Below are 25,161 nucleotides of genomic sequence, written 5' to 3' on the forward strand. Positions count from 1 at the left end.
CCTTTTGTTTATTATAGTTATCGAGCCCAGTGTGTCAATCCTGATTTCTGATTCCCAGCGCCTGCAGCAGAACATCCTTACCGGCATTCAAACGCCACAGTGCCAGATTGGTCAGTTCTCGAATTGTATGCCGCACCGGCTTGCTGCCCGGTTCCCGGACCTTAAGCAGTAGTGGCAGGCAGGCGAACCGGGCGATGCCGGCAGCAAGGAACATGACGTCGTAATTATAAAAATCGATGCCAAGGATTTTCAGATGAAAGCTGGAGATCAGCTGGGCGATGGTACCGGCAATCAGGGAGGCAATAAAGGCACCGAGACCGGTGACGACACTGTAGATCGCAAAGTAGCTTTCCTTGCGGGCAGGGTTATCGGCAAGGTCAAGCAGCAGGTTCCATAGTCCGAGACTGGCTCCGGTCCAGACCGCGCCGTTGAGGACGCCATCAATCCAGATTGGCAGGCGGAAGCGGGGGGTGGCGAAGAGCCAGAGAAAAGGCATTATTCCCACGAGGGCAAAGTTGAGGACTGTAACTGGTCGGGAGCCGAATCGGTCGATTGCGCGGCCCCAGAACAGTTGGAACAGGACGCCGATTACTCCGCCAATCATGGAATAAATTGCCACTTCGGTAAAGCTGAAACGGAGATTTTTCAAGAGATGGACGAGGTAAAATGGTGATGCGAGTGTGCCGGTGAGAAACCAGATTGCGAGGAAGATTGTCAGCCGCCGGAACTGCGGTTCCTGGAGCGGGCCGAAAAGAATTTCCCGGAATGCCGGTGCCGGCAGGAGTTTCGGTTCGGGTTCAGGCTGCCGGCGCAGGAGCAGTGTTGAAACCACACCGAACAGTACTGCGAGTGTAAACGCCAGCAGGTAGCCGGTGGTTTCGTTCCCCCGGGCTTTCAGATAGTCCATACCCCGTCCCGCCCCAAATGCAACCAGCACACCGCTGACATTGAGAATTGCATTCCGGACACCGAAGAAACGGCCCCGGCGTTCCTCAGGCACGAGGTCACTGATCCAGGATGTCCAGACCGTGCCGGCGATTGCCATCAGCACTGCGGAAATGCCGACGATCAGCAGGAAAAGTTCAATCCGCAGCCGGATGCGGAGCAGCAGGGCGATGACGATCAGTACATAGACTGACCGGCCGGTACCCGCGGTCCAGAGTACCAGCGATTTTCGGTTACCGACCCGGCGCACCAGGTAGCCGGAGAGAAAGCTGAAACCACTGACCAGTGCGGGGATGGCAGACAGAAGCGCAATCTGAAATGAATTTGCCCCGAGGTGCAGTGCCAGTCCGGCAAGAAACATACCGCCGGCAAGGGTTGTGTAGAGGGTGGCAAAGGTGCCTTCAATGATCGAGATTTCCAATCCTTTTTCGATTTCGCGGGGGGAGAGACGGTTCAAATCAGTGGAGGGTCGGGGTTGATATCTGTCCTGAGCAGTTCCTCAGCCAGATATGAGCTTCGGACCAGCGGGGCAGCAATGGTTCGCGGGATGCCGATGGCGCGGGCATGCGCTGACAGCTTCTGAAGTTCCTCCCGGGTGTAGTAACGCGCAACTGGCAGGCAGCGCCGGTCCGGCTGGAGATACTGGCCAATGGTTACAATATCACATCCTGCTGATTTCAGGTCAGCGAGTGTCTGGATGACCTCCTCCTCGGTTTCCCCCAGTCCGACCATCAGACCGCTTTTGGTTCTGACTGCCGGTGCCAGCATTTTTGCCAGCTGCAGAGTAGAAAGCGACTGGCAGTAATCTGCCCGCCGGTCACGGACAGCCGGGGTCAGCCGCTCCACGGTCTCAAGATTGTGGGCAAAAACATCCGGACCGGCAGCAAGTACCTGCTGAATCAGTTCTCTTTTTCCATGGAAATCCGGAACCAGCACTTCAACAGCGATTCCCGGATTTGATTTTTTCAGCAGCTGCACGGTGCGGGTAAAGATACCGGCACCGAGGTCAGGCAGGTCATCACGATCGACCGAAGTCAGGACGACATATTTAAGACCCAGTTCCAGAATTGCCTCTGTCACCCGTTCGGGTTCAGAATTATCTACCTGACCGCGCGGGTTGCCGGTGGTAACAGCGCAGAAGCGGCAGTGTCGGGTGCAGGTGTTGCCGAGAAGCAGAACTGTTGCCGTCCCCCGATTCCAGCATTCAGCAAGGTTCGGACAGCGGGCTGAGCTGCAGACGGTATTCAGGTTATATTTCCGGAGAATCTGATTTACCCGGATAAATTCCGGGCCGGCGGGCAGCCGGAATCTGAGCCATTCTGGTTTACGCACTTCAGAAAGTAATTTTCAAGGATTTTGGTGGACAGTTCCAGACACACTGAAAACACCGGATACATTCTGCCTGATTCGGGTCCTGGAACGGCTCAATGTCCATGGGGCAGACCCGGCGGCAGGCTCCGCACTTACTGCAGGTCTGTCCGTTCAGCTCCATCCGCATCATACTGGCTTTGTTGAACAGGGCATAAATCGCACCAATCGGGCATACCATGCGGCAGAAGGGGCGTTTTACCGTGATTGATGCCCAGAAGACGAATAAAAGAATGGCAACTTTCAGATAAAAGAGCCAGCCGACAAGTGCCCGCAGACCCTGAACCGGGTCCCACAGCACAAGCGGGATACCAGCTTCCAAGGTGCCCTGAGGGCACAGTTTGCAGAACCAGGGTTCGGCAGTGAAGTAGGCAGCGACGCCTGCAACGATGAGCAGAAAGGAATATTTGAGAGCAGTCGCAGGGAGGTAAAGTTTAAGTCTGCCTTCCAGAAGCAGAACGTTTAAAACCGCAAACAGAATAAAAAGGAGGCCGATTTCCCCGCCTGAAAACGGACCAATTCCTACTGATTTGCCGTTAAGGCTGATGATAAAACCGGCTGGGACGGCGATGAACAGTGACCGTTTCCCACCAAGCAGGCTGAAGGCAGCCATGCTGACTACGCCAGTTGCGATGCCGGAGCTGGCCTCATGTTTGAATATGATTAGCAGGCCCAGAACAATTCCCAGGAGCATGCCGGCAACCGAGAATCGCTGGGGAAGTGCGAGTTTTCCCTTGATCGTACTGTAGAGCAGCAACGCCATAAACGGCAGCCACCCGAATAGCAGTCCTTTCCAGAATGAGATTTTGATGAAGGTGGCAAGCAGAATTACGGTTAGGATGCCGGTTCCGGCAATAGTCAGGAAGGTAACCCAGCGGTTCAGATTTGCCCGGGGTCCGATTTTAATCTTGTAAAGCAAGTCCTGCCACAGACCGAAGGGGCATATCCAGCCGCACGCCGCCCGGCCGACAAATGCGCCGATTATCATGAACAGTCCCAGAATCACCCAAGGCACATTCTGCCACCAGGTAACCCCTTTCATGCCGATGATTTGCTGAAAAGAGCCAAGCGGGCAGGCAAATACCGAAAGGGGACCGCCGTAACAGTTGAGTACGGGTTCAGGTACCGATTTGAGTATTCCGGAGTAAAGGACTTTATTCTGAAGATAGGCAAGGATATAACCGTTCAGGAGCACGGTGCCGATAATCTGACCGATGCGATGTGGGGCAATGCGCCGTTTCGCCATTTTACTTACAGGTCTACCCGAGACCCATACAGCCAAGTCATATCTGGGAAGCAAAGCCGTGAATGATTGAGAGCATGCCCAGTCCGATACCCAGCACTAAGAGTACGATTCCGCCGATTGCCAGCAAAACAAAGACCAGTTTCCGCCTCATATCCGGCTGATCAGTTGCAGTTTCATACCCCGGAATGGTGCCTCATATCGGCACACGCCACCTGAGCAGGTATAACCACCCTTTTCTGCTCCGATGCGGAGCCGCAGAACATTCCGTTCATTAAGATTATAGACAGTTTCAAACACAGGCCAGGAGATCTGGTTATCGTAGCGCTTGAGTGAATCTTTGTCCACACCCTGCCAGCCGATGGTAAAAAGCCATTTTTCACCCAGTCCGTAACTTACAGAAATCAGGGGTTCGTGATACCGCCAGTGGCTGCCATGAGTGGTATCAGTGGGCAGTTCGGTTACCCAGCCCAGTTCTGCCTCGAGAGTAAAGGTATGGGGTCCGGTGAGGTAGTTCACCAGGATTGTCGGACGGTCGGTGGTCCGTTCGTAGGTTCCCAGTTCGATGTTTCTCTGGAGCATATGGTTGAATTTGAGTTCAAATGTCCAGTTCGTTCCCAGTGATTGCCGGGTTTTAAGTTCTCCCTCAAGGACACCGGCGCTGGTGTCGTCATGGACAAAAAGACGGGCCAAATCGGCTTCAAGGTAGAGCCCGTTAGGTATCGTTCCTGAGATCTGAACTCCGAATCCCTGTTCATCCACGCCCCGGTTAATCGAGACGCCGGATTTAATCGGAGTGGGGGGATCGTTATAGTGATAAGTACCCTGAGGAAAACCGAGCCGGAGGTAGTTTACATACTGGGCGATGATGGAAAAACCGGCAAGTGCGGTGCTCAGATTCAGGATGTAGCCCGTGCCGGTTTCCCGGCCGCCGATTCCCGGTTTTGTCCCCAGCCGCCAGGCAAATTCCGCTCCGGCAGAGACAGGTCCGATATCCAGCCGGCAGTCACCTCCAAAGAGCTCGGTGAACGCCTGTGCGGTCGGATCGACCTCCCGGTTAATGCGGACATAACGGGTGCCCAGACCGAAAAGCTGGATCGGTCGAATAGTCAGATCAGCACCCAGTACTTGGTCAGTTGTATCCAGTTCGTTCATTACCTTGTAGGTGTTTTCCTGAAAAAAGACATCCCGGAGCCTGCCGCCGAGTAGTGTTACCTCACTGCTCAGTGGCAGTTTAAGTCTGCCGAACAGGCCGTGGAGGCTCTTGTAATGCCGGAAGTCATCATCGGCACCACTGCTCAATGTCAGTCCCTGGCCAAAGGTGGCGTAGAATCTGCCGAGCCGGACTTCAAGTTCTTCCGGGTTATAACCGATAGCGTAGTCCAGCAGATGGAGCGGTTTGCGCACTGCCGGTCCGTGCTTGGACGGTTCAAACCACAGCACGCCCAGTTCGGCATCAAAATCGCTGTAGCGGGCACTGAGCTCAAGCTTGTCCTCATAATGGGTTGCCCAGTCCTGCTGGTAAGCCCAGAATTCTGCCCGGTTGACCCCCTGGATTGTCAGGTTGGCACCGAAGACCAAGCTCAGAACCAAGAAACTGCCTATGCTCACTTTTTACCCGCCTATTTTTCCTGAGGGGGTTGCTCAGGTGGAACTGAGTCTTGGGGCGGCAGCCATCTTACCATTTCCTCAGCAATCCTTTTTTCGTCGCCCTTCTTGTAGCCGATGTGGGTGTAGACAATTTCGCCGTTCATGTTGATGAGGTAGGCGGTAGGTTTGATGATGATGTTGTATGCCTTTTTTACCCGCTGCTGCTGATCAAGCAGGACGATATAGGGCCATTTCTTGGCGCGAACAAATGCCCGGACCCGGTTCTCGTCTGCCGGCTTATCCACTGAAAGGGCTACAATCTGCAGTCCCCGGTCTTTCAATGAATCATATACCGGCAGCAGGGCATCAAGTTCGGCAATGCAGTTGACGCAGGGCAGATCCCAGCATTCTAGATAAACCGGGCCGTGTTTCAGGAGATCGTGAAGTGTTACTTCATTGCCATTAATATCTCTGAGGGTAAAATCCGGCGCCGGTTCGTACTTTTTCCCGGCACCGAAGGCAGTAAATAACAGAAAGGCAACTACAAAAGGAAGGACTTTTTTCATCAATCCTCCTGGTTTATTCGCCATTTGACAGCGGTTTGTAGCACAGCCCGGCTGGCAAGATTCTGGACAGTTACCGCAATGCCGGTGCGGTTCGGGTTCCAGTCCGGAACCGGTGTGCTGAGAACGGTATCAAAATCCTGTCCGAACCTGACACGGAGCGGGATGCCGAAGCTGTCACCAATGACGGTGCGGACGGTCATTGGTGAATAGAAGGTGTCGGCTCTCAGGACTGAATAATAGGGTATGCTGTCTTCAAAGGCGATTGCCACCAGGCGCAGAGTTGTAATTGTGTCGGCAGAAGAATCGGTGGGGGTGATTACGAGTCGCACTGTGAGCCGGGAGGAGTCGATGACGGCGCTGTCGATTCTCATTTCCAGCATCGTTTTTCTGGTTCGGGCAGCATCAATCATATCCCGGTAAACCGGATAAAAGGAGTCGGGCAGTGTAATCTGGGGTGAGCGGATGGTGCCGTCAAAAAATGCCAGGGGGCGTTCCCCACCCGCGCCGTACCACTCCGCTCGGGCCTTGCCCGCCGGTGAGGAAAGTTGAGGCAGAAGTTCCGAATCGTAGTAAATCACAAAAGCCATTGAATCACCATAGATTTCCCTGAGGCTGTCCAGCGCCCGCGCCGCGGACGCACAGTAGGCTCATTCATCGACGGGAGTAGAAAACAGTTCCACGAGCACAATCCGGTTTGCCGCACGTTCAATCAGGGGTGCATCGGAGCAGGATAAAAGCAGACCGCCGGCAGCCAGCACGGTTAATATCACAGGCGTATGTTTCATCATATCAATTTTAGAAAGCCGATATTACCAGTCAATTTTTTACTTTAGAGGTTCGGGAGCAGCTTGAAGGGCATAAAGGTCATGGGTGCCCGTTTTTGTCACCAGACAGCGGTAGAACCTGCCCGGTAAAAGCGGAGCGGGAAATTTGACCACGCCGTCAATTTCCGGTGCGTCCCATTCGGTTCTGCCCTGCCGGGGAAAATCGGCAATGATGATCAGCTCCCGATTTGCAAGCCGGCGCAGTTTGCGCCGTGAGATTGCTGCCTGAATTCGCATGATGGTTTTGAGCCGCTGGCGGGCGGTTGCGGGGCGGACCGGCGGTTTCATGGCTGCCGCCGGCGTGCCGGGTTCAGGTGAGAAGACATAGCCTGCCAGCCGGTCAAATTCAGCAGACCGGATGAAGTCCACCAGTTCCCGAAACTCCTTGCGGGTTTCGCCCGGAAAGCCGGTAATGACGGTGGTTCGGATGCACATGTCCGGTATCTGTTTCAGTCGTTCCAACAATCTTGCAACATCATTCCGGGAATAATGGCGGTTCATCAGCTTAAGCAGCCGGTCGCTGATGTGCTGTATTGGCAGATCGATATAGCGGCAGAGCTTCGGATTGGTGCCGAACTGCTCAATGACATCTTCGGACAGGTGTGCGGGATGCGCATACATCAGCCGTAACCAGGTAATCTCTTTTATCCGGCTCAGCCGGTTGAAGAGCCGGGCAAGTGACGGTTTACCATAGAGGTCAGTTCCGTAGGCGGTGGTGTCTTGGGCAATGAGGATTAGTTCCCTGACCCCCACAGCGGCAAGGTGTTGTGCTTCGTCTTCGAGCTCTGAGAGTGGACGGGAACGGAACGGTCCTCGGATTTTGGGAATCAGGCAGTAACTGCAGTGGTTGTTACAGCCATCGGCAATTTTGAGATAGGCATAATGGAACGGTGTGGAAATCAGCCGGCAGCCAGGTCCGGTTTTTCTGCCAAGCAGTTCGGGGATGGAGGTCAGCTGGTCCATTTTTATCCAGTGATCAACCGCAGGGAATTTCCGGTTCAGAGTGCTGCCAAACCGCTGAACCAGACAGCCGGCGACAAGCAGTTTCATGCCCGGATGCCGATGTTTGAGCCGGCTGAGTCTTTGGATCAGCGCAAATGATTCTTCGACCGCCGGTTTGATAAAGGCACAGGTGGTGAGAATGACAGTATCCGCTGTTTCCGGTTCTGCAGTCAGCTCATATCCGGCTTCAGCCAGTGCACCAAGCAGGTATTCGGAGTCCACCCGGTTTTTCGGACAGCCGAGCGCAATGACCGCTGCCCGTTCGGGTCTGACCTTCAATGCCGTTCTGAGACTTTCCAGAGTTTGCCGGTTGCCTCGGCAAGGATGGTGCCTTCGGCATCGGTCAGGCGGCTGGCAGCGAGCACCAGTCTGCCCTGTTCTGCGGTTATCCAGCCCTGGCCGTAAATCTTCCGTCCAACCGGCACCGGTTTGCGGAACCGGACATTCATTTCGGCTGTGACTGTGCTGTAGCCGCGGGTTTTCGTTGACCATGCCATCAGTTCATCAAGCAGTGTGGCAACAATGCCGCCATGAGCGATGCCGTGCCAGCCCTGATAATGTTCAGGAATCACATACTCAAAATGGGCGCCCTGCTCTTCAGCCACAATTGGCAGCCTGAGTCCGGAGGGGTTGGATCTGCCGCAGACAAAGCAGGTGTCTCTGTCCTGCAGTTCGAGCCTGTTACTGGAACTCAACGGTAACCCCTTTCGGCGGAGTGAACCGGAAACTTTTCCGGCTGACCGGTGGATTCCAGCGCTGACGGGTGAGCAGAAACCGGCACTGGTTGCCCATTTCGTCGGTAAAGGAAAGTCCGGTAACTGTTGTGCCGGTGGGATCCAGTTCCAGACGCAAGGGGGAAAGGAAACTGTTGTCATTCTCAATCAGAATTATTCCGGTTCCCTCCTCGGTGATCCGGCTACTGGTATCCAGGAGCGGTTCCACGAAGGCAAGCAGTGGGACAGGCTGATTTCTCTGCTGTCGTACTGCCCGTTGCTCATCAGGAAAATAGAACCAGACTACCGAATCGTTGCCGACAATCGTCTGGCGGACCGGTTCCTGCACCTCAAGCCGGAAGTTGTGGGGGAGCTGAAAGAGAAAGCTGCCTTTGAAGATTAGAGGTTCCTGTCCGATGTTCTCAGCCGGTCTGATCGTTTCCGTAAAACTGCCCGCAAGCGACTTGAGCCCCAGATACCGGTTGCGCAGTGCCTGCCACCGGTCGGCTGGTGAGCCCAACCCGAGCGCAGCAGCAAGAATAACCGGTAGAACAGTTTGTCGAAAATGTCCGGTATGTTTCATTTAATCAAGTTTAGCAACTTCTCTGAGGCTGTCAAATGAACATAGCCCAAAGTTTCCTCAGGCATGCTTGTGCTGGCATAATGAAAACAGCAGGGTTGAAAAACACCCGGTCCGACCGAACCGTTTCACCATGCTTTCAATTTGCTTCGGTAATATCGATGTCGGATTAAATGGCATGCGGTGCCCCTTGCAGTTAGAGTACTATCCAAGAGGGAAATTAACATCAGATCACTGCGAAATTTGGCTGTTTTTTGTTAAGTCACACGCAGACAATCAGTTATAGATCTAATGACGGGCAGAGGAGAAATTATAGGGGGTCCACTCCGGGGTGGATATCAGGGTCCGGGGGTGTTTGGTGGGGAGGTTCGATTCTAAACTTGCAAAGTGTTAAAATATGATTAATATTTTGCACCCGGTGTCTGAGGAAATTTTTCGAGTAATCATCCTTCTGTGTTCAGTTCTATTTCTGTTGCCCGGCTGCCGGAGCAGTAGCAAGAAAGCGCTCGTGCTTGCCGGTTCTACCTCAGTCCAGCCGTTTGCCGAACTGCTGGCAGAACTTTATCAGCAACGGCATCCCGGAGTTGAAATTAATGTTCAGGGGGGTGGATCAACTGCCGGAGTCAGAGCGGTGCAGGACCGTATCTGTGATATCGGGATGTGTTCCCGACATCTCAATGCTGATGAATCCGGATTGACCGCAATTCCGATTGCGGTTGATGGCATTGTGCTAGTGGTCCATCCGACTAATCCGGTAGTGAGTTTGACCCGTGAGCAGGTCCGGGCGATTTTTTCCGGGGCGGTCCGGAACTGGCGGGAGTTAGGGGGGGCAAATCTGAGGATTACAGTAATTACTAGGGAGGAGGGTTCGGGGACAAGAACCAGTTTTGAGGAGAAGGTGATGGCGGGAGACCATTTTGCCTCCGATGCCTTGGTTCAAGATTCCAATGGTGCGGTGCGGGAGATCGTTGCCAACGATCCGGGTGCAATCGGATACATTTCGTTCGGGCTGGTGGACAGGCGGGTGAAGACCTTGGCAATTGATGGTGTCCAGCCGACCGAGGAAACCATCCGGACTCATCAGTATCCGCTGGCACGGGATTTTCTGTTTATTGTCGCCGGCGACAGTAATCCGCTCGCCCGGTCATTCATCGATTTCGTGCTGAGTCCGGAGGGTCAGGCGGCACTGGCCGAAGAGGGGTTAATCCGGGTGCGCTGATGAAAGAGAAGCTGATTGAGAAGGGACTGCTGGTAGTTGCCCTGTCTGCGCTCGGTTCACTGCTGCTGATTGCGCTGTTCATCTTCATTGAGGGAATGCCGCTGATTGTCAAGGTTGGTCTGAAAAATTTCATTGCCTCGACACACTGGGAGCCAACCCGGGGAAGTTTCGGGATTCTGCCGATGATTGCCGGTTCGCTGACAGTAACCTTGCTGGCACTGGTTTTCGGTGGAGGGCTCGGGCTCGCAGGCACAATGTTTCTTGCGGAGTTTGCTCCCCGGTGGAGTGTCAGAATCCTGAAGCCGCTGATTGAACTGCTTGCCGGGATTCCTTCGGTAGTTTACGGGTTCATGGGTGTGGTGGTGCTTGTGCCCTGGATTCGCCAGACATTCGGCGGTCCCGGCTTCTCGGTGCTTGCTGCCGGGATTATTCTGGGGATTATGATTCTGCCGACAGTGATCGCTATTTCGCTCGATGCGCTGAATGCGGTGCCCCTGAGTTACAAGGAGGGTTCGCTTGCACTCGGTGCGACCCGGTGGCAGACGCTTTACCGGGTGCAGTTCCGGGCGGCAAGGAGCGGGATTATCGCCAGTCTGATTCTGGCAATGGGCCGGGCAGTTGGCGAAACGATGGCGGTGATTATGGTTGCGGGTAATGCACTGCTGATTCCGACTTCACCGCTGGCGCCGGTGCGGACACTGACCTCCAACATCGCGCTGGAGATGGGTTATGCAGCCGGAGACCACCAGCGGGCGCTGTTTGCAACGGGCGTGGTGCTGTTTGTGATCATAGCGCTGTTGAATACGATCGCACTGCTGACGATGCGGGAGCGGAAGTGATTTCCCGGCCTCTGGTTGTTCAGCGCATGGTCTGGCTGATTCTGGCATTGCTGACGCTGTTTACGCTGGCAATTCTCATTTTTATTCTCGCTTTCATCAGTGCCCGGGGTGCAAAGGTGATTACTCCGGAATTCCTCTTTTCCCTGCCTGAACGGATGGGGAAGGAGGGCGGAATTCTGCCGACGCTGATTGCGACAATTTATATTGCGGTCGTGGCAATAGTGGTAGCAACACCGTTCGGAGTGGGCACGGCGGTTTATCTGACCGAATATACCCGGGAGTCCGCTCTTACCCGGATTATCCGGTTCGGAGCAGATGCGCTGGCAGGAGTGCCATCGATTATCTTCGGGCTGTTCGGTTTTATTCTGTTTGTCATTCGGCTGAAGATGGGCTGGTCAATTCTCGCCGGCGGGTTGACGCTGGCGGTGATGATCCTGCCGACGATTATCCGGACGAGCGAGGAGGCGATCCGGGCAATTCCTTATCAGCTGCGGGAGGTAAGTTATTCGCTGGGCGGAACCAGATCTCAGACCATCATGCGGGTAGTCCTGCCCAATGCCCTGCCCGGAATTCTTACCGGAGTGATTCTCGGGCTGGGCAGAAGTGTTGCCGAGACGGCGGCGGTTATTTTTACCGCTGGTTCATCGCTCAGGATGCCGCGGACGATTCTGGATTCGGGCCGGACGATGGCGGTGCATTTTTACATTCTGGCACGGGAAGGGTTGTCAATGGAACGGGCATACGGGACGGCATTTCTACTGATTGTGGTAATTCTGCTGATTAACACCATTGCTTATCTTTTAATGTTCCGACTTACAAGGAGGCTGAAGTAATACCGGAGAAGATTACTGCACGGAGTTTGAATGTTGCGGTTCATGGCCGTCCGGTGCTGCGCGATATCAGTCTGAGCGTGATGGCAAATGAGATTCTGGCAATTATCGGACCGGCACATTCCGGCAAGACCACCTTCCTGCGCTGCATTAATCGCCTGATTGAAAATCAACCAGGTTTTGTCCGAACCGGCGAACTGCTCTTGGATAACCGGGATGTGCGGCAGTGGGATATTGATACGCTGAGGCGCCGGGTCGGGATGATTTTTGCTACACCGATACCCCTGCCCGGGACGATCTTTGACAATGTGGCATACGGTCCGCGCCTGAAGGGGATCCGGAATATGCGCCGTCTCGCAGAAATTGTGGAGAGGAGCCTGCGTGCCGCTTTTCTCTGGGATGAGGTGAAAGACCGGCTGTTCAGTTCGGCACTGCGCCTTTCCGGCGGGCAGCAGCAGCGACTCTGCATTGCCCGTACGCTGGCGGTGGAACCGGAGGTAGTGATGATGGATGAGCCCTGTTCCGGCTTGGACCCGATCTCCACCGCTCAGATTGAACAGGCAATGCGCGAATTGAAGCAAGGCTATACATTTATTCTGGTAACCAACAATGTGAAACAGGCGGCCCGGGTTTCGGACCGGACTGCATTCTTTCTGAGCGGAGAACTAGTTGAACTGGGACCGACCGCCCAGATTTTCACCGCCCCCAAGGACAAAAGGACTGATGACTATGTCTCCGGCAGAATCGGTTAATTCTCCGGTGAAGCTGGCGACGAAAAATCTCAGTGTATTTTACGGCAGTTTTCAGGCGGTAATTGATGTCAGTATCGAATTTCCTGCCTGCGGAATTACGGCGATCATCGGTCCTTCCGGATGCGGCAAATCTACTCTCCTGCGGAGTCTGAACCGGATGAATGAGCTGATTGAGGGAGCAAAAATCCGGGGCGAGATTCTGCTTGACGGTAAAAACATCTATCAGCTGAATGTGTTGGAACTGCGCAAGCGGGTGGGTATGGTTTTTCAGCGGCCGAATGCGTTTCCCCTTTCAGTATTTGACAATATTGCCTATGGGCCCAGGGTGCACGGAATCAACCGGCGACAGAAGCTGGCGGAGATTGTCGAGTGGAGTTTGAAGGCGGTCCGACTCTGGGAAGAACTGCAGGGACGGCTTGACCAGAATGCGCTCAGTCTCACGGACGAACAGCGCCAGCGGCTGTGTATTGCCCGCATGCTGGCGGTGGAGCCGGAGGTACTGCTCCTTGATGAGCCCTGTTCGGCACTGGATCCGATTGCGACGTTGCACATTGAAGACCTGCTCCGGCAGCTCAAGGAAAAATACACGATTGTAATTGTCACTCATAACATGCAGCAGGCGGCCCGGGTTTCTGATTTTACCGGTTTCATGTTTCTGGGAAAACTGATTGAATTTGGGGCCACATCCCAGATTTTTACCCGGCCCCGGCATCCGGAAACCGAGAATTATATCTCGGGCCGGTTCGGTTAATTCCTTTAGAGACATACAGTTAACTAATCAAGTCTCATCTTCAGTTCTGTTAACCAGAATTTAACAATTAATTTATCAGGCATTTATTTTAACAGCTTAACATTTTCCCGCATGTTTAAGCAAAAACAAAAGAAAGGAGCTGTCTTGAGTCGCAAAAAGCTGGTTGTAATCTTGGCGTTAATCGCCGTCGTCGGTCTCGCACTGGAGCCGGGCGAGACCGAATTTGAGCATAATGGCTGGTTCCGCTATACCAATCAGTCAACCGCCTTCAAGGTCGCTGAACCGAGTGTAAGCCGGTTAAGTCTGGAACGGGGCTATATCCGGCTTTCTCATCAGTGGGCACCATCCTTTTTTACCAAGATGACGGTGGATATCTTTTCATCGGATAAATACCCGGAGGGAGCGACGGTGCGGTTGAAGGAGGCATATGCGGATCTGGCGGCACCGTTCCTTCGCGACTTCAATATCACTGCCGGACTCCAGAAGCATTACTTCGGGCTGATTTACTCCTGGGATTATACTCATCCGGAGAAGGAGCTGGCAGATGAACAGGGAATATGTGGCTCAGCCGACTACGGTGTTACCTTGAACGGGTTTCTGCCGGCAGGGCTGGGGGAGTTGCAGTTCGGGGTTTACAATGGTGAAGGCTACAAGTATGCGGGCAAGTATGTCAACACCTCACCGGAATTGCTGGGTAATCTAAGAATTACCTCCCTTCCCGGGATTACACTTGGTGCCTCGATATTTACCAACAGTGCTGACATCTCCCATTACAAGAATGATCGCAAGGGCAGAGTTACTGAAGGTGGCAATATCTATTTTATGAATGCCGATACCGCGAATATCAACCGTCTGGCTTATGCCCCGATGTTCAAACTGGCGTTCGGGCCGTTTTCTCTTCTGGGTGAGTATCTGGGTTACAGCTATACGAGGAGGTTCAGCTACTATCAAATTAATCGGGACACGCTCGGTAATATTGTTGATTCAACTCTGGTGGTGAAAAAGAAGGATTACCGGATGAATGGAGTGGATTTGGTTCCGGTGGTGACACTGCCCGGTAGAACGGTGGAAATTTTTGGCCGGTTTTCAATCTGGGACCGGCGGGAGCAGAGTGGTGATTCAATGATGCTTAACCGGGATAAGAGTTTCATCCGTTATGGTACCGGATTCAATTATCATTTTGTGCGTCGGGAAAAGGGCAAGCCGGGGCTTGAGTTTCAGTTTGCCTGGACCCGGACTCAGCCGAAAAACAGTGCGCTGCAGCCGACCGATGTGCTCTTGGCACAGGTGCGGTTTGAGTGGAGTGCACTTGTTCCCAAGCCGCAGATGTAAGATAAGCGTTGAAGAATAAAGGAGGATAGAATGAAGAAGTTGTTTACCGTGGCAACTCTAATCAGCACCATGCTCTTTGGTGCTGAGATCATTGTCAAGGGTTCGGATACGATGCTGAATCTGACTCAGCGTCTTGCCGAGGCTTTTTCCGCAGTCCGCCCCGATGTGACCGTCTCCATTACCGGTGGTGGTTCGGGTGTCGGTATCAATGCGATCATCAACCGCGAGGTTGATATCGCCAATGCCTCCCGAAAGATCAAGTCCAAGGAAATATCATCGGCGCGCTCCAACGGCGTCAATCCGGTTGAGATTGTGATTGCACTTGACGGATTGTCGGTGATCGTGAACGGCAAGAATCCGGTCAGTCAGCTCACGGTTGAGCAGATTGGAGCCATCTACCGGGGTGAGATCACCAACTGGAATCAACTCGGCGGGCCGAACAAAAAGATCGTGCTTTATGGCCGTCAGCCCAATTCCGGTACCTTTGTTTTCTTCCGCGAAGAGGTGGTAAAAGGAGAATATTCACCGGCGATGCGGCAGATGAATGGTAATGCCCAGATTGTGGAAGGGGTCAAGGCGGATGAGGGCGGTATCGGCTATGTCGGTCTTGGTTACATCAAGGGGATAGAGGGGATCAAGCCGGTGGCAGTGGCAAGAAAGGCGGGCGAGGCATATGTCGCGCCGACTGATGAAGCCAAGGTGCGCAGTGGTGCCTATCCATTGACGCGGCCGCTCTATCAGTACACCAACGGCCGGCCAAAGGGCATCGTCCGGGACTTTATCCTCTTCGAGCTCGGTCCTCAGGGGCAGAAGATTGTGGAGGAAGAGGGTTTTGTGCCGGTAACCCAGAACTACAGCGAGCGCAATAACCAGATTCTGCAGCAATAGCGGGGCAGATGGCAGGTTGATCATATGAAGCGACGTAGAATCGCCGACAAAGGCGTCCGGGTTCTGTTTTCTGTCAATGCGGTGCTGGCAGCGGCAGTCCTGCTCGGAATCCTGATTTTTCTGCTTGTCTACGGCATTCGGGCATTCATCCCGGCCGGTGCGGTTGACCCCGAGGATCCGAGCACGCAGCCATTGACGCTGGGCGGTTTCCTATTCGGTACCTCCTGGAATCCGGACGCCTATGGTCAGCCTAAGTACGGAATTGTGCCGCTGCTGCTGGGCAGTCTGATCACTACCGTGCTGGCACTGCTGATTGCAATTCCCATGGGTATTGCCGGTGCGGTTTTTATTGCGGAACGGCTAAAGGGCGGTGTGCGGGTGGCAGTGAAAATGGCGGTTGAGCTTTTCGCCGGTTTTCCTTCGGTGGTCATCGGTTTCTTCGGCTTGATCGTTCTCGGACCTGCTCTTGCCCGGTTTTTTAATGTTCCCTCAGGGCTCAATGTGCTCAACGCCTCGGTGCTGCTGGCGCTGATGTCACTGCCGACGATCATTTCGGTTTCGGATGACGCGCTCCGGGTAGTCCCTCATTCCTACCGCGAGGCGGCTTATGCGCTCGGGGCATCACCCTGGACGACTGCTATCCGAGTGATTCTGCCCGCTGCCCGTTCCGGTATCATGGCGGCGGTGATGCTCGGCTTTGGCCGGGCGGTTGGCGAGACCATGGCGGTACTGATGGTAGCAGGGAATGCGCCGATCATTCCCCGTTCACTTTTTGATCCGGTGCGGACTATCACGACTACGATTGCAATTGAACTCGGGGAGTCTGCGTTCAATTCAATTCACTTTTTTGCGTTATTTGCACTAGGTTTCATTCTCTTTCTGATTGCACTGGTTACCAATCTGATTGCTGAGTCAATGATTCGAAGAGAAAAGAGGAGTTTTACGCTATGAACTCCTTGCCTGCCGGCAGACGGCGCAGAAAATACTTTCTGAGTAATGTTTACTTTTTATTTCTGGCGGTTCCGGTGATACTTTTCCTCGTCTTCGTTGCCTACATGGTTTTTTATCTTTTCCGCAACGGTATCAATGTCATCTCCTGGGAGTTTATTACCCGTCCGCCGGAACGGGGTATGACTGCCGGCGGTATCATGCCCTGTATTGTCGGTACCCTGTATGTGACCTTGGTCTCACTAATCTTCTCGATTCCGATCGGCGTTTTCGCTGCCATTTATCTGGCAGAATATGCTCCTAACAATCTGCTGACCCGGATGATCCGTTCGGCGGTCCGTTCGCTTGCCGGTATTCCCTCAATTGTCTACGGTCTTTTCGGTGTTGCCCTGTTTGTCCGGGGAATCCAGCTCGGACTGTCGGTTCTGGCTTCGGGTTTGACGCTCGGCCTGATGAACCTGCCCTGGGTTATTGCCACTGCTGAAGAGGCACTCAGTTCCATTCCCGGCTCGTTCCGCGAAGGGGCACTGGCGGTCGGGGCAACGAAATGGGAAGCGATCCGGCACAATGTTCTGCCATTTGCCTTTCCCGGGATCCTAACCGGAATTCTGCTGGCGCTCGCCCGGACAATGGGAGAGACCGCTCCGATCCTTTTTACCGGTGTCACCTATTTTACCCGGGAACTACCCCGTTCACCACTGCAGAAGTTCATGGCTTTGCCCTATCATCTTTTTGCACTTGCAACTCAGCACGATCAGCTGATGAAAGCCCGGCCGATTGCCTTCGGAACCGCTGCAGTGCTGCTGATTCTGGTATTGATGTTTGATGGTGTTGCTTTCTTGCTCCGGATGCGGATTGCAACTGCCAACAAGTGGCAGGTTTGATTGACAGGAGGAATATGGAAAAGGGGAGAATAGAGATTCAGCAGTTAAATCTCTGGTTTGGAACGAATCATGTGCTCCGGGATATTTCGCTCGGCATTCCGGCTAGGGCAGTAACTGCCATCATGGGACCCTCAGGGTGCGGTAAGTCAACACTCCTGCGGTGCATAAACCGTATGAATGACCTGATCAGTGATACCAGAATTACGGGCGGGATTCTGATTGACGGCCGGGATATTTTCAGTCCGGAAACCGATGTGATTGAGCTGCGCAAGCGGGTAGGAATGGTATTTCAGAAGCCAAACCCGTTTCCCAAATCAATTTTTGAAAATATCGCCTTCGGCATCAGAATTCACCGGCTGGCACAAGGCCGCGAACTCAAGGAGCAGGTCGAAAGGGCACTTCGCCAGGCAAATCTTTGGGAAGAGGTTAAGGACCGCCTGCATGACAATGCCTTCTCCCTCTCCGGGGGGCAGCAGCAGCGGCTCTGTCTTGCCCGTTGTCTGGCGGTAGAACCGGAAATCATACTGCTCGATGAACCGGCATCGGCGCTGGACCCCCATTCTACCGCCCGACTGGAGGAGTTGATCATTCAGCTGAAAAATGAGTACACGATTGTTATTGTGACCCACAACATGCAGCAGGCAGCACGCGTTTCCGATTACTGCGCCTTCGTGATGCTCGGGGAGCTGGTGGAGTTTAACCGGACGGAGCGGGTCTTTACTAACCCCAATGACCGCAGAACCGAAGATTTCCTCGGAGGCAAGTTTGGTTGACGCTTGTCAATGATTTTGTTATCATAAACTAAAGGAGTTGTCATGACGATTCTGGAACAGAAGGTCAGTGAGTTGAAGGAGAAGCTGCTGACGATGGCAGGCAGGGTTGAGGAGATGGTGAGAGCAAGTATTCAGGCACTGGTCAAAAGGGACACCAGCGCCGCGGAGCGGGTGATTCAGGAACTTGAAGAACAGGTCAACAGTTCAGAAATTGAAATTGAGGATCTGGCAATTAATCTCGTTGCACTTTATCAGCCTGAAGCCTCCAATCTCCGGACGATTACCATGGTGATCAAGATTAACAACGACTTGGAACGGATCGGTGACCATGCGGTTAATATTGCCGAGGCGGCGCTGTTTCTCATTCCCCGCCCGCCGGTGAAGCCTCTGATTGATCTACCCCGCATGGCAGAGGCGGCGGTCAACATGCTTCACGACAGTCTTGATGCCTTCACGCGCAGTGATGCCGAGCTGGCACGCGCCGTCTGTGCCCGGGATTCGATTGTCGATTCGTTGAAGGATCAGATTAATCGGGAACTGATTACCTATATGACCTCTGATGCCAGCACAATTGACCGGGCACTGAAGCTGATGCTGATTTCACTCAATCTGGAACGGATCGCAGACCTCGCCACGAATATTTCAGAAGATGTGATCTATGCCGTTAAGGGCGAGGTCATCAAACATGGCAAGTGCGAGTCAGCCGGTTGAATTCCGGCAGCGGCTCATCGCTGTCGTTGATGATGAACACGACATTCTGGAACTGGTATCGCTTCATCTTAACCGGACCGGCTTTCAGACTGAAACCTTTGTTAACGCCGCCAGTTTTTACGAGTTTCTAAAGAGGCGCATTCCGGATCTGATTATACTTGATCTGATGCTGCCGGATGTGGATGGGGTTGATGTCTGCCGTTTTCTAAAAAGTCAGCCTGATTATTCAAGGATTCCGGTCATCATGCTTACGGCACGGACCGACGAGGCGGACCGGGTGCTGGGTTTGGAGCTCGGTGCTGATGATTACATCACCAAGCCGTTTTCACCCCGGGAGCTGGTAGCAAGGGTACGTTCGGTGCTCCGTCGGGGCGAAATCAGCAGCGATGAAGAACAGATCACAGTGGGAGGGATTCTTACCATTCATCCCCGGCGTCATGAGGTGGTGGTCGATGGGAGGAAGGTTCCGCTGACGGGCACTGAATTCCGATTGCTCTGGGCACTGGCAAAAAGGCCGGGCTGGGTATTCAGCCGGGACCAGCTTCTTAACGAAATCTGGGGGGAGGAGAAGGCGGTAATTGACCGGACGATTGATGTTCACATCAGTCATCTGCGGGTAAAGCTCGGGCAGGCAGGCGAGCTGATCAAAAATGTCCGGGGCGTGGGCTACAAAATTGAAGCCTAAACTGCTGATACCGGATTTACGGGGGACCGTATACCGTTCAGTGGTCCGGCTGCTGGTGGTAGGAATTGTGCTAGGTATTTCTACTTATGCGTTGCTGGTTGCCTACCGACCGCCGGAGGAATTTTCGGACTATGTCCTTTGGGGGCTGATTGCCCTTGCTGCCGGACTGTTACCAGCCGGACTGCTTAACTGGATGCTGTATCGTTCACTGCGGCATTCCGTTGATGAGGTCGTCCTTGCCTGTCGGAAAATTGTCAATGGAGCTTATCAGTTTCGATTTACCCCGAGCAGATTTGATGAGTTTAACCGTCTGTTTATCGCCATCGGGGAGCTGGGGGAGACGATCCGGGTTAATTCTCGGGAACTCCGGCAGAAGCAGAGCTGGCTGGAGGCGGTCCTGAATTCAATTCAGGACGGACTGATAGTACTCGATGACCGCGGAATGATTCTGATTGCCAACCGCAGTTTCGGGCAGATTGCAGGGGCAGGGGATTTTTCAGGAAAATATTACTGGCAGGCGATCCGTCATCCGGTATTAAGCGAGATTGTTACGGTTCTGAAAGATGAACGCGGGCCGGTGAGCCAGCGGATTGATATTGCTGACCGGCATTTTCTAATTAATGCTGCCCGTTCAGCAACAGGTGAAAAGGTGATTACATTCAGTGATATTTCGGAGATAGTCCGGACGGCAGAGATGAAGCGTGATTTCATCCAGAATGTCTCCCATGAACTGCGAACTCCGCTTACCGCGATCAAAGGGTATGTTGAGACACTGAGCGAGACGGTTACCGATCAGGAACAGAACTATCTGAATATCATAAAACGGCATACAGACCGGCTGATCCGGATCGTTCAGGATCTTATGACCCTTTCCCGGCTGGAAACGGACCGGCTGGTACTTGAAAAGGAGAAGACAAGCGTTCGGGAGCTGATAACCGATGCGGTTACCGCCTGCAGACCGCTGCTGGAGAATAAAGGGCTGGAACTGAAGCTTGACCTGCCGGAACCGGATGTCAGCATTTGGGGTGATCGGCTGTATCTGGAACAGGCACTGGTTAATCTGCTCGATAATGCGGTGCGGTATACCGAAAAGGGGGGGATTAAGGTCAGCGGCCGGTTTGAAAATAATGATCTGTATCTGACGGTCGAGGATACTGGAATCGGGATACCGGCTGAGCACCTGCCGAGAATTTTTGAACGCTTCTATGTTGTGGACCGGGGACGGTCACGGCAGACCGGTGGAACCGGGCTGGGGCTGGCGATCGTCAAGCATATTGTCAATCTGCACAAGGGAGAGATCCGGGTTGAAAGTACCCCGGGTGCCGGTTCCAGATTTACCCTGATACTGCCGGTTGGAAAATGAGTGCAGTTTGCCGGCTGGTTCATCTTTCAGATCTGCACCTGGGCGGCGGCTACTTTGTAGAGGGATGGGGAAGGCAGGTGGTGGATACTATAAGTATGCTGAACCCAGATCTTCTTATAATTACTGGTGATCTGACGACCGAGGGGCATGTCCATGAATATGAACAGGTAATTGAGTATTTAGGAAAATTTTCAGTTGCCCGCAGGCTGATTGTACCCGGAAATCACGATGCCCGCAATGAGGGGTACATGATTTTTGAGGAACTGTTCGGTACCCGTTATCCGTTTTTTGAGGATGGAAAAATTACTGTTCTGGGGCTTGATTCCAGTCAGCCGGATATTGATGATGGTCACATCGGGCGGTCAAATTACCTGATGATTGCGCACCGGTTTCAGGACCGATCAGGGCTGAAAATTGTCTGCCTCCACCATCATCTGGTGCCCATTCCCGGAACCGGCCGGGAGCGGCACATCTCCACCGATGCCGGCGATGTGCTGAAACTGCTGGTGGAGCTCGACGTCAGAATCGCCCTTTCCGGTCATAAACATCTGCCCTGGGTCTGGCATATTGAAAACACCTGGCTTATTACCGGCGGAACCGCAACATCCCGGAGGTTGAAAGGGAGAAGTTACCCCTCGTTCAATTTGCTGATGATTGGAGAGAGGGAGTTTGAGCTGGTGGAGATCAATGTGGCTACCGGTGAACACATTCGGAAAACTGGTGGCGCCGGTTTAAGATTATCTGATCTTGATGATTTTATGCGTCACCGGTTTCCCACCTTGGTCAGAATGGATGATGAAATAAACACCGCAGTGGAGGTGCCGGTTCCGGACGATCCGTCCGGTTGCATCATAAATTAGTGGCTGGTCAAGGACCGGCTTCTTTCCGGAATTTAAAGCCAAAGTGGGACTGTCGCACCTGGTGAGCTGTTCCGCAGAAACAGGAAAGGGACTGCGCCTCGGGCAGATGGCAGCGGTAGTTTCGTAACACCAGAATTCTCTGGTGCCTCCGCCTTTGAAGGCATAAATCCGGCCATTGAGAAAGGCGAGCGCACCGCCTGCTCCGATCCGGCGCCATCGGATGCCCAGCGGGATATCTTGAAGTCGTTCCCAGCTGTCCGAGACCGCGTCATAGCGCCAGAATTCGGTGGTTTTCCCGCCCTTGAAGGCATAAATGTAACGGCGGTTGTCGCTGGTCAGAGCGGTGCCGCTGCGGCACTTTTTCAGTGTGCCGGCGGAAGTTAGGGGCAGGGCAGAGCAGGTGCGCCAGCTGTCGCGCTCAGTAATGTATTCATAGAACTCGTTCGTTGCACCCTTGAGCACAAATACCCGCTTACCCAGCCCGGTCATAGCACTGCCGGACTTTACCGGTTTATCGGACGGTCCCTTCGGAACCGGGCGACGGGCATGCCATTCCCGCTGTTTTACCCAGTAGACAAGAAATTCGTTTGTATTGCTGCCCTTCAGACAGTAAAGTTTACCGGTATCCTGGGGTGGGACATACGCCAGACCGGAACCGAACCGGACACCAGGAGTGAAGTCCGGCAGGGCAGGAAGGGAAAGCCAGGTGTCATCGGGAATGTAATAACACCAGAATTCGCGGGTGTTGTTACCCTTCAATGCGTAAATCCGGCTTCCCCCATCCCAGCACAGTGCCGAGCCGTTCCGGATTTTCCGGCCGCGTTCCCCATCGGGCAGCGATGCTCTTGCCATCCAGGAACGGCTGGACGGCTCATACTCCCAGAATTCATTGCTTCCGCCGCCCTTAAAGGCAAACAGCCTTGAGCCCGTTGCCACCAGTGAACCGCCCGCCCGTACCGGTTTGTTATGCGGTCCGGGCGGAATTGACAGGAGCTCCCGCCAGTGCCGGGCTGAGATTGAGTCGACAAAACATATTAAACCGGTGCTGTCATTGGCCGGGTTTTCATCCCCTTCAAGTCTGACCCGGGCAAGCACAAGATAAGAGCCGGGTTCAGCCTGCCACTGATTGAAGTCAAGCCGGGCAGAGTCCCCGCTTGCCAGCCGGACCGGAAGAGATTCGGCGTAGACCGGGGTGGTATCAGGTAAAGATGCGAAGATATAAAGAGAGGAATTAAATTCTGCTGTTTCTTCTCCGGGGTTGTGAACCACAATTACCGGTGTTACCGCCTCAGCCAGTATTGTTTCAGCCGGGGCGGCAATTCTGAGTACCGCAGCATCCCGGCGGGTAACACGAAATAATTTGGTCAGGGTGTCGTTTGCCGGTTGCATGTCGGCAACAAGACTGGTGCGTGCCGATGCCCGGTAACTGCCACCAGTTGCCTGCCAGAGGGAAAAGCAAAGCAGTGATTCCTGTTCCGGTTCAAGTCCCGCAAGTAACAGGGAATCGGCATATATCCGGCTTCCGGCACTGTCATAGATTGAGAGATAAACCGGCAGGTTTGACGGTCGGTTGCCAAAGTTCCTGACCTGAATCTGGGGAACAATTTCCCGCCGGCTGTTTATTGATTCAGGTTTCGGTATCGCCACCACTCCGGCATCAAGCACCTGCACGAACAGACTGGTGCTCATCGTGTCATTGGTGGGGTTCCGGTCACCAGGGCATGATAATGAACAGAATACCGTCTGATGGTTTCGTGCCCTTGCCTGCCAGATGTTAAACCGGGTTATTACCGAATCTCCTGATGCAATGGCAATAAAAACGCTGTCCTGATAGGTGTTACCAATAATAATCTTGGCTTTGACCGTTGCGGTATCATCGCCGTAATTTTTAATCAGTATCTGCGGCGGTCCGGCGGTTCCTGAGTCAACTATACCGGTGGGCCAGATGATTGCACTGACCCCGGCATCCTGGTTAACGACACGGAAACAGCGGCTGGCGGTGTCGTTTTCCGGATGCAGATCACCGTTCAGATTTAACCGGAAGCGGGCATAGTAATTACCAGTATCAGTTTCCCAGACCGGGAAAGCGGTGTCGCGCCTAACCCCTCGTCCCAGTCTTAAATTTATCATGCTGGTGTAAACCGGCTGTTGACGGGCAAGGGAAATGATCGAACAGCAGGCGGTGAAACTGGCGTCGACATTTCCGGCATTCCAAATCCGGATCCGAGGCTGGACCGTGAGTTCGTAAATCCGGTTCCGGGGTGCGATGATACTTTCCAGGACAATGTCCTGCACCCGGACAAAGATGTTTTTCCGGACGGAATTGTTGTTACGAATGGCATCATTCCGGAAAAGGGTTGAGCAGACCGCGGTTGCATTTCCCCGGGTGTGCACCGGCAGGCTGGCAAATACAACAACAGTTGACTCATTGACACCCAGTTGGTCAATGAACGAGCTCCGGCTGGAATCGGCAAGATGGAAAAATACGAGGATTGATTCTGCAGCCAGATCACCGGTGTTTTTGATTACCGCCATCGGCGTGACCACTGCCGCCGAATCGATCGTATCACCAGGGTGAGTAATCCTTAAAATCGCAACATCACTCAGTTGTTCGTAACGGAGGAGCCGGACTTGGGATACGGATGCTCCCAAAATGTCGGTCCAGGCGATCTGAACCGTGCCCTGCCGGGCAGAGATGGAGAGGCGCTCCCGGTCGATACTTGCATTAGCCGGCTTTAAAACCTGAACCGTATCCCAGTCACCGGCAGCGGTGCGCTTGCGGTAACAGATCTGCTTTGTTCCATTGACCGGTTCCCCGTCAATCCAGGCGCAGTGCAGATTGCCAGAATCGTCGCAGATTATTGATGGTTCTGATTTGCCCCTGCTCCACTGGTTCAACCGGCAGGTGTCACCCCAGCCACCTTCGCCCCGGGCACGATAGAGAACTGACTGGGCGCTCTGAGAACCGCTTACCCAGATAACATGGAATGAGTCGGCATCCGCACAGACGGCAGGCTGGGAACTGGTCCGGTAACTGTAAACAGTTTCAATTTCTGCCCAGCCAGTGGCAAGCCGGAGCCGGGCGGCGACGATGTAGGGATTTGGAGGCTGCTTCCAAGTAACCATGACCGTTCCTGACGGCGAGCAGGCGACTGCCGGTCTAACTGGTTCGTAGTTTGTTATAAAGGCTACGGTTTCACCATGGCTCCAGCCGGTATCGGAACGGTAGGTGTACAGAAGCAGAGCGTTGCCTGTCGGGGTTTTGCGATTCCAACAGCAGTGATGGTGCTGAAATTGATCGATGGTAAGTGCGACAGCTATGTCACTCAGATCACCACTTAAACTGTCAATGAGTTCCCATTCTCTGGTAATAAAACTACGCCGTTTCAGCCAGAGTAACCCGTTGGCAGGCCAGACGACATAGATGTTGCCACCAGAGTCGCAGGCAATTGCAGGCTCACCCGCACTGCGAGTGCCGTGGTAGATGATGGTGTC

24 protein-coding genes are annotated in these 25,161 nt (G+C 53.7%); 14 read left to right on the plus strand and 10 right to left on the minus strand.

Annotated features, from left to right (window positions below):
• Positions 1–34 precede the first annotated feature (34 nt).
• The 10 genes from ABIK48_00475 to ABIK48_00520 form a co-directional block, all read right to left on the minus strand.
• Positions 35–1,366, minus strand: a complete 1,332-nt coding sequence (locus tag ABIK48_00475) for an MFS transporter (protein ID MEO0020636.1) — start codon at positions 1,364–1,366, stop codon at positions 35–37.
• 32 nt (positions 1,367–1,398) lie between these two features.
• Positions 1,399–2,277: a lipoyl synthase gene (gene lipA, locus ABIK48_00480; protein ID MEO0020637.1), complete on the minus strand. Its 879-nt coding sequence runs from the start codon at positions 2,275–2,277 to the stop codon at positions 1,399–1,401.
• Position 2,278: 1 nt separating this feature from the next.
• Positions 2,279–3,559, minus strand: coding sequence for a 4Fe-4S binding protein (locus ABIK48_00485; GenBank protein MEO0020638.1), 1,281 nt, complete (start codon positions 3,557–3,559; stop codon positions 2,279–2,281).
• A 147-nt stretch (positions 3,560–3,706) separates the two neighbouring features.
• Positions 3,707–5,167 (minus strand): DUF6029 family protein, encoded by a 1,461-nt coding sequence (locus tag ABIK48_00490; GenBank protein ID MEO0020639.1) that lies wholly within the window; start codon positions 5,165–5,167, stop codon positions 3,707–3,709.
• Between the two features lie 11 nt (positions 5,168–5,178).
• Positions 5,179–5,712 (minus strand): TlpA disulfide reductase family protein, encoded by a 534-nt coding sequence (locus tag ABIK48_00495; GenBank protein MEO0020640.1) that lies wholly within the window; start codon positions 5,710–5,712, stop codon positions 5,179–5,181.
• Positions 5,712–6,299: a hypothetical protein gene (locus ABIK48_00500; GenBank protein MEO0020641.1), complete on the minus strand. Its 588-nt coding sequence runs from the start codon at positions 6,297–6,299 to the stop codon at positions 5,712–5,714. Before ABIK48_00500 ends, ABIK48_00495 begins: the two co-directional genes overlap by 1 nt.
• 60 nt (positions 6,300–6,359) lie before the next feature.
• Positions 6,360–6,497, minus strand: coding sequence for a hypothetical protein (locus ABIK48_00505; protein MEO0020642.1), 138 nt, complete (start codon positions 6,495–6,497; stop codon positions 6,360–6,362).
• A 39-nt stretch (positions 6,498–6,536) separates the two neighbouring features.
• On the minus strand, positions 6,537–7,817 hold the full coding sequence (gene rimO, locus ABIK48_00510) for a 30S ribosomal protein S12 methylthiotransferase RimO (GenBank protein ID MEO0020643.1): 1,281 nt from the start codon (positions 7,815–7,817) through the stop codon (positions 6,537–6,539).
• Positions 7,814–8,233: a PaaI family thioesterase gene (locus ABIK48_00515; GenBank protein ID MEO0020644.1), complete on the minus strand. Its 420-nt coding sequence runs from the start codon at positions 8,231–8,233 to the stop codon at positions 7,814–7,816. Before ABIK48_00515 ends, rimO begins: the two co-directional genes overlap by 4 nt.
• Positions 8,220–8,834 (minus strand): outer-membrane lipoprotein carrier protein LolA, encoded by a 615-nt coding sequence (locus ABIK48_00520; protein ID MEO0020645.1) that lies wholly within the window; start codon positions 8,832–8,834, stop codon positions 8,220–8,222. The genes ABIK48_00515 and ABIK48_00520 overlap by 14 nt, the downstream gene beginning before the upstream one ends.
• A 415-nt stretch (positions 8,835–9,249) precedes the next feature.
• Here ABIK48_00520 and ABIK48_00525 point away from each other — a divergent pair, with 415 nt between their 5' ends.
• The 14 genes from ABIK48_00525 (at position 9,250) to ABIK48_00590 (ending at position 21,666) form a co-directional block, all read left to right on the plus strand.
• Entirely contained in the window at positions 9,250–10,050 is an 801-nt protein-coding gene (locus tag ABIK48_00525) for a phosphate ABC transporter substrate-binding protein (GenBank protein ID MEO0020646.1), read from the plus strand.
• Positions 10,050–10,889 carry a phosphate ABC transporter permease subunit PstC gene (gene pstC / locus ABIK48_00530; GenBank protein ID MEO0020647.1) on the plus strand — a complete coding sequence of 280 codons (840 nt, stop codon included), beginning with the start codon at positions 10,050–10,052 and terminating at the stop codon, positions 10,887–10,889. Before ABIK48_00525 ends, pstC (ABIK48_00530) begins: the two co-directional genes overlap by 1 nt.
• Complete coding sequence (gene pstA, locus ABIK48_00535; protein ID MEO0020648.1) at positions 10,886–11,722, plus strand: phosphate ABC transporter permease PstA; 837 nt, start codon at positions 10,886–10,888, stop codon at positions 11,720–11,722. The genes pstC (ABIK48_00530) and pstA (ABIK48_00535) overlap by 4 nt, the downstream gene beginning before the upstream one ends.
• Positions 11,723–11,748: 26 nt before the next feature.
• The gene (locus tag ABIK48_00540) at positions 11,749–12,471 is read left to right on the plus strand and encodes a phosphate ABC transporter ATP-binding protein (GenBank protein ID MEO0020649.1); all 723 of its coding nucleotides are present in this window, start codon (positions 11,749–11,751) and stop codon (positions 12,469–12,471) included.
• Positions 12,449–13,222: a phosphate ABC transporter ATP-binding protein PstB gene (gene pstB, locus ABIK48_00545; protein ID MEO0020650.1), complete on the plus strand. Its 774-nt coding sequence runs from the start codon at positions 12,449–12,451 to the stop codon at positions 13,220–13,222. The genes ABIK48_00540 and pstB (ABIK48_00545) overlap by 23 nt, the downstream gene beginning before the upstream one ends.
• A 144-nt stretch (positions 13,223–13,366) precedes the next feature.
• A complete protein-coding gene (locus ABIK48_00550) occupies positions 13,367–14,554 on the plus strand; it encodes a hypothetical protein (GenBank protein ID MEO0020651.1) in 1,188 nt (395 codons plus the stop codon).
• Between the two features lie 30 nt (positions 14,555–14,584).
• Positions 14,585–15,442: a PstS family phosphate ABC transporter substrate-binding protein gene (locus ABIK48_00555; protein MEO0020652.1), complete on the plus strand. Its 858-nt coding sequence runs from the start codon at positions 14,585–14,587 to the stop codon at positions 15,440–15,442.
• A 24-nt stretch (positions 15,443–15,466) separates the two neighbouring features.
• Complete coding sequence (pstC, locus tag ABIK48_00560; GenBank protein ID MEO0020653.1) at positions 15,467–16,393, plus strand: phosphate ABC transporter permease subunit PstC; 927 nt, start codon at positions 15,467–15,469, stop codon at positions 16,391–16,393.
• Positions 16,390–17,274, plus strand: a complete 885-nt coding sequence (gene pstA / locus ABIK48_00565; protein ID MEO0020654.1) for a phosphate ABC transporter permease PstA — start codon at positions 16,390–16,392, stop codon at positions 17,272–17,274. Before pstC (ABIK48_00560) ends, pstA (ABIK48_00565) begins: the two co-directional genes overlap by 4 nt.
• Positions 17,275–17,288: 14 nt before the next feature.
• Positions 17,289–18,047, plus strand: a complete 759-nt coding sequence (gene pstB / locus ABIK48_00570; GenBank protein MEO0020655.1) for a phosphate ABC transporter ATP-binding protein PstB — start codon at positions 17,289–17,291, stop codon at positions 18,045–18,047.
• A 42-nt stretch (positions 18,048–18,089) separates the two neighbouring features.
• Positions 18,090–18,758 (plus strand): phosphate signaling complex protein PhoU, encoded by a 669-nt coding sequence (phoU, locus tag ABIK48_00575; GenBank protein MEO0020656.1) that lies wholly within the window; start codon positions 18,090–18,092, stop codon positions 18,756–18,758.
• Positions 18,733–19,443, plus strand: coding sequence for a response regulator transcription factor (locus tag ABIK48_00580; protein ID MEO0020657.1), 711 nt, complete (start codon positions 18,733–18,735; stop codon positions 19,441–19,443). Before phoU ends, ABIK48_00580 begins: the two co-directional genes overlap by 26 nt.
• Positions 19,409–20,806 (plus strand): ATP-binding protein, encoded by a 1,398-nt coding sequence (locus ABIK48_00585; GenBank protein MEO0020658.1) that lies wholly within the window; start codon positions 19,409–19,411, stop codon positions 20,804–20,806. Before ABIK48_00580 ends, ABIK48_00585 begins: the two co-directional genes overlap by 35 nt.
• Positions 20,803–21,666, plus strand: a complete 864-nt coding sequence (locus ABIK48_00590) for a metallophosphoesterase family protein (protein MEO0020659.1) — start codon at positions 20,803–20,805, stop codon at positions 21,664–21,666. The genes ABIK48_00585 and ABIK48_00590 overlap by 4 nt, the downstream gene beginning before the upstream one ends.
• The last annotated feature ends 3,495 nt before the right edge of the window (positions 21,667–25,161 follow it).

The organism is candidate division WOR-3 bacterium (genome assembly GCA_039801085.1).
GTDB lineage: Bacteria > Hydrothermota > Tepidihabitantia > Tepidihabitantales > Tepidihabitantaceae > JAOABP01.

What these genes read in the sequence shown, in the direction of transcription:
- ABIK48_00590 (MEO0020659.1), top strand. Translation starts at nt 20,803, where the DNA reads ATGAGTGCAGTTTGCCGGCTGGTTCATCTTTCAGATCTGCACCTGGGC.
- ABIK48_00580 (MEO0020657.1), top strand. Translation starts at nt 18,733, where the DNA reads ATGGCAAGTGCGAGTCAGCCGGTTGAATTCCGGCAGCGGCTCATCGCT.
- pstB (MEO0020655.1), top strand. Translation starts at nt 17,289, where the DNA reads ATGGAAAAGGGGAGAATAGAGATTCAGCAGTTAAATCTCTGGTTTGGA.
- ABIK48_00585 (MEO0020658.1), top strand. Translation starts at nt 19,409, where the DNA reads ATGTCCGGGGCGTGGGCTACAAAATTGAAGCCTAAACTGCTGATACCG.
- phoU (MEO0020656.1), top strand. Translation starts at nt 18,090, where the DNA reads ATGACGATTCTGGAACAGAAGGTCAGTGAGTTGAAGGAGAAGCTGCTG.
- ABIK48_00485 (MEO0020638.1), bottom strand. Translation starts at nt 3,559, where the DNA reads ATGGCGAAACGGCGCATTGCCCCACATCGCATCGGTCAGATTATCGGC.
- pstB (MEO0020650.1), top strand. Translation starts at nt 12,449, where the DNA reads ATGTCTCCGGCAGAATCGGTTAATTCTCCGGTGAAGCTGGCGACGAAA.
- pstA (MEO0020654.1), top strand. Translation starts at nt 16,390, where the DNA reads ATGAACTCCTTGCCTGCCGGCAGACGGCGCAGAAAATACTTTCTGAGT.
- ABIK48_00520 (MEO0020645.1), bottom strand. Translation starts at nt 8,834, where the DNA reads ATGAAACATACCGGACATTTTCGACAAACTGTTCTACCGGTTATTCTT.
- ABIK48_00495 (MEO0020640.1), bottom strand. Translation starts at nt 5,712, where the DNA reads ATGAAAAAAGTCCTTCCTTTTGTAGTTGCCTTTCTGTTATTTACTGCC.
- ABIK48_00555 (MEO0020652.1), top strand. Translation starts at nt 14,585, where the DNA reads ATGAAGAAGTTGTTTACCGTGGCAACTCTAATCAGCACCATGCTCTTT.
- pstC (MEO0020653.1), top strand. Translation starts at nt 15,467, where the DNA reads ATGAAGCGACGTAGAATCGCCGACAAAGGCGTCCGGGTTCTGTTTTCT.
- pstC (MEO0020647.1), top strand. Translation starts at nt 10,050, where the DNA reads ATGAAAGAGAAGCTGATTGAGAAGGGACTGCTGGTAGTTGCCCTGTCT.
- ABIK48_00500 (MEO0020641.1), bottom strand. Translation starts at nt 6,299, where the DNA reads ATGGCTTTTGTGATTTACTACGATTCGGAACTTCTGCCTCAACTTTCC.
- ABIK48_00505 (MEO0020642.1), bottom strand. Translation starts at nt 6,497, where the DNA reads ATGAAACATACGCCTGTGATATTAACCGTGCTGGCTGCCGGCGGTCTG.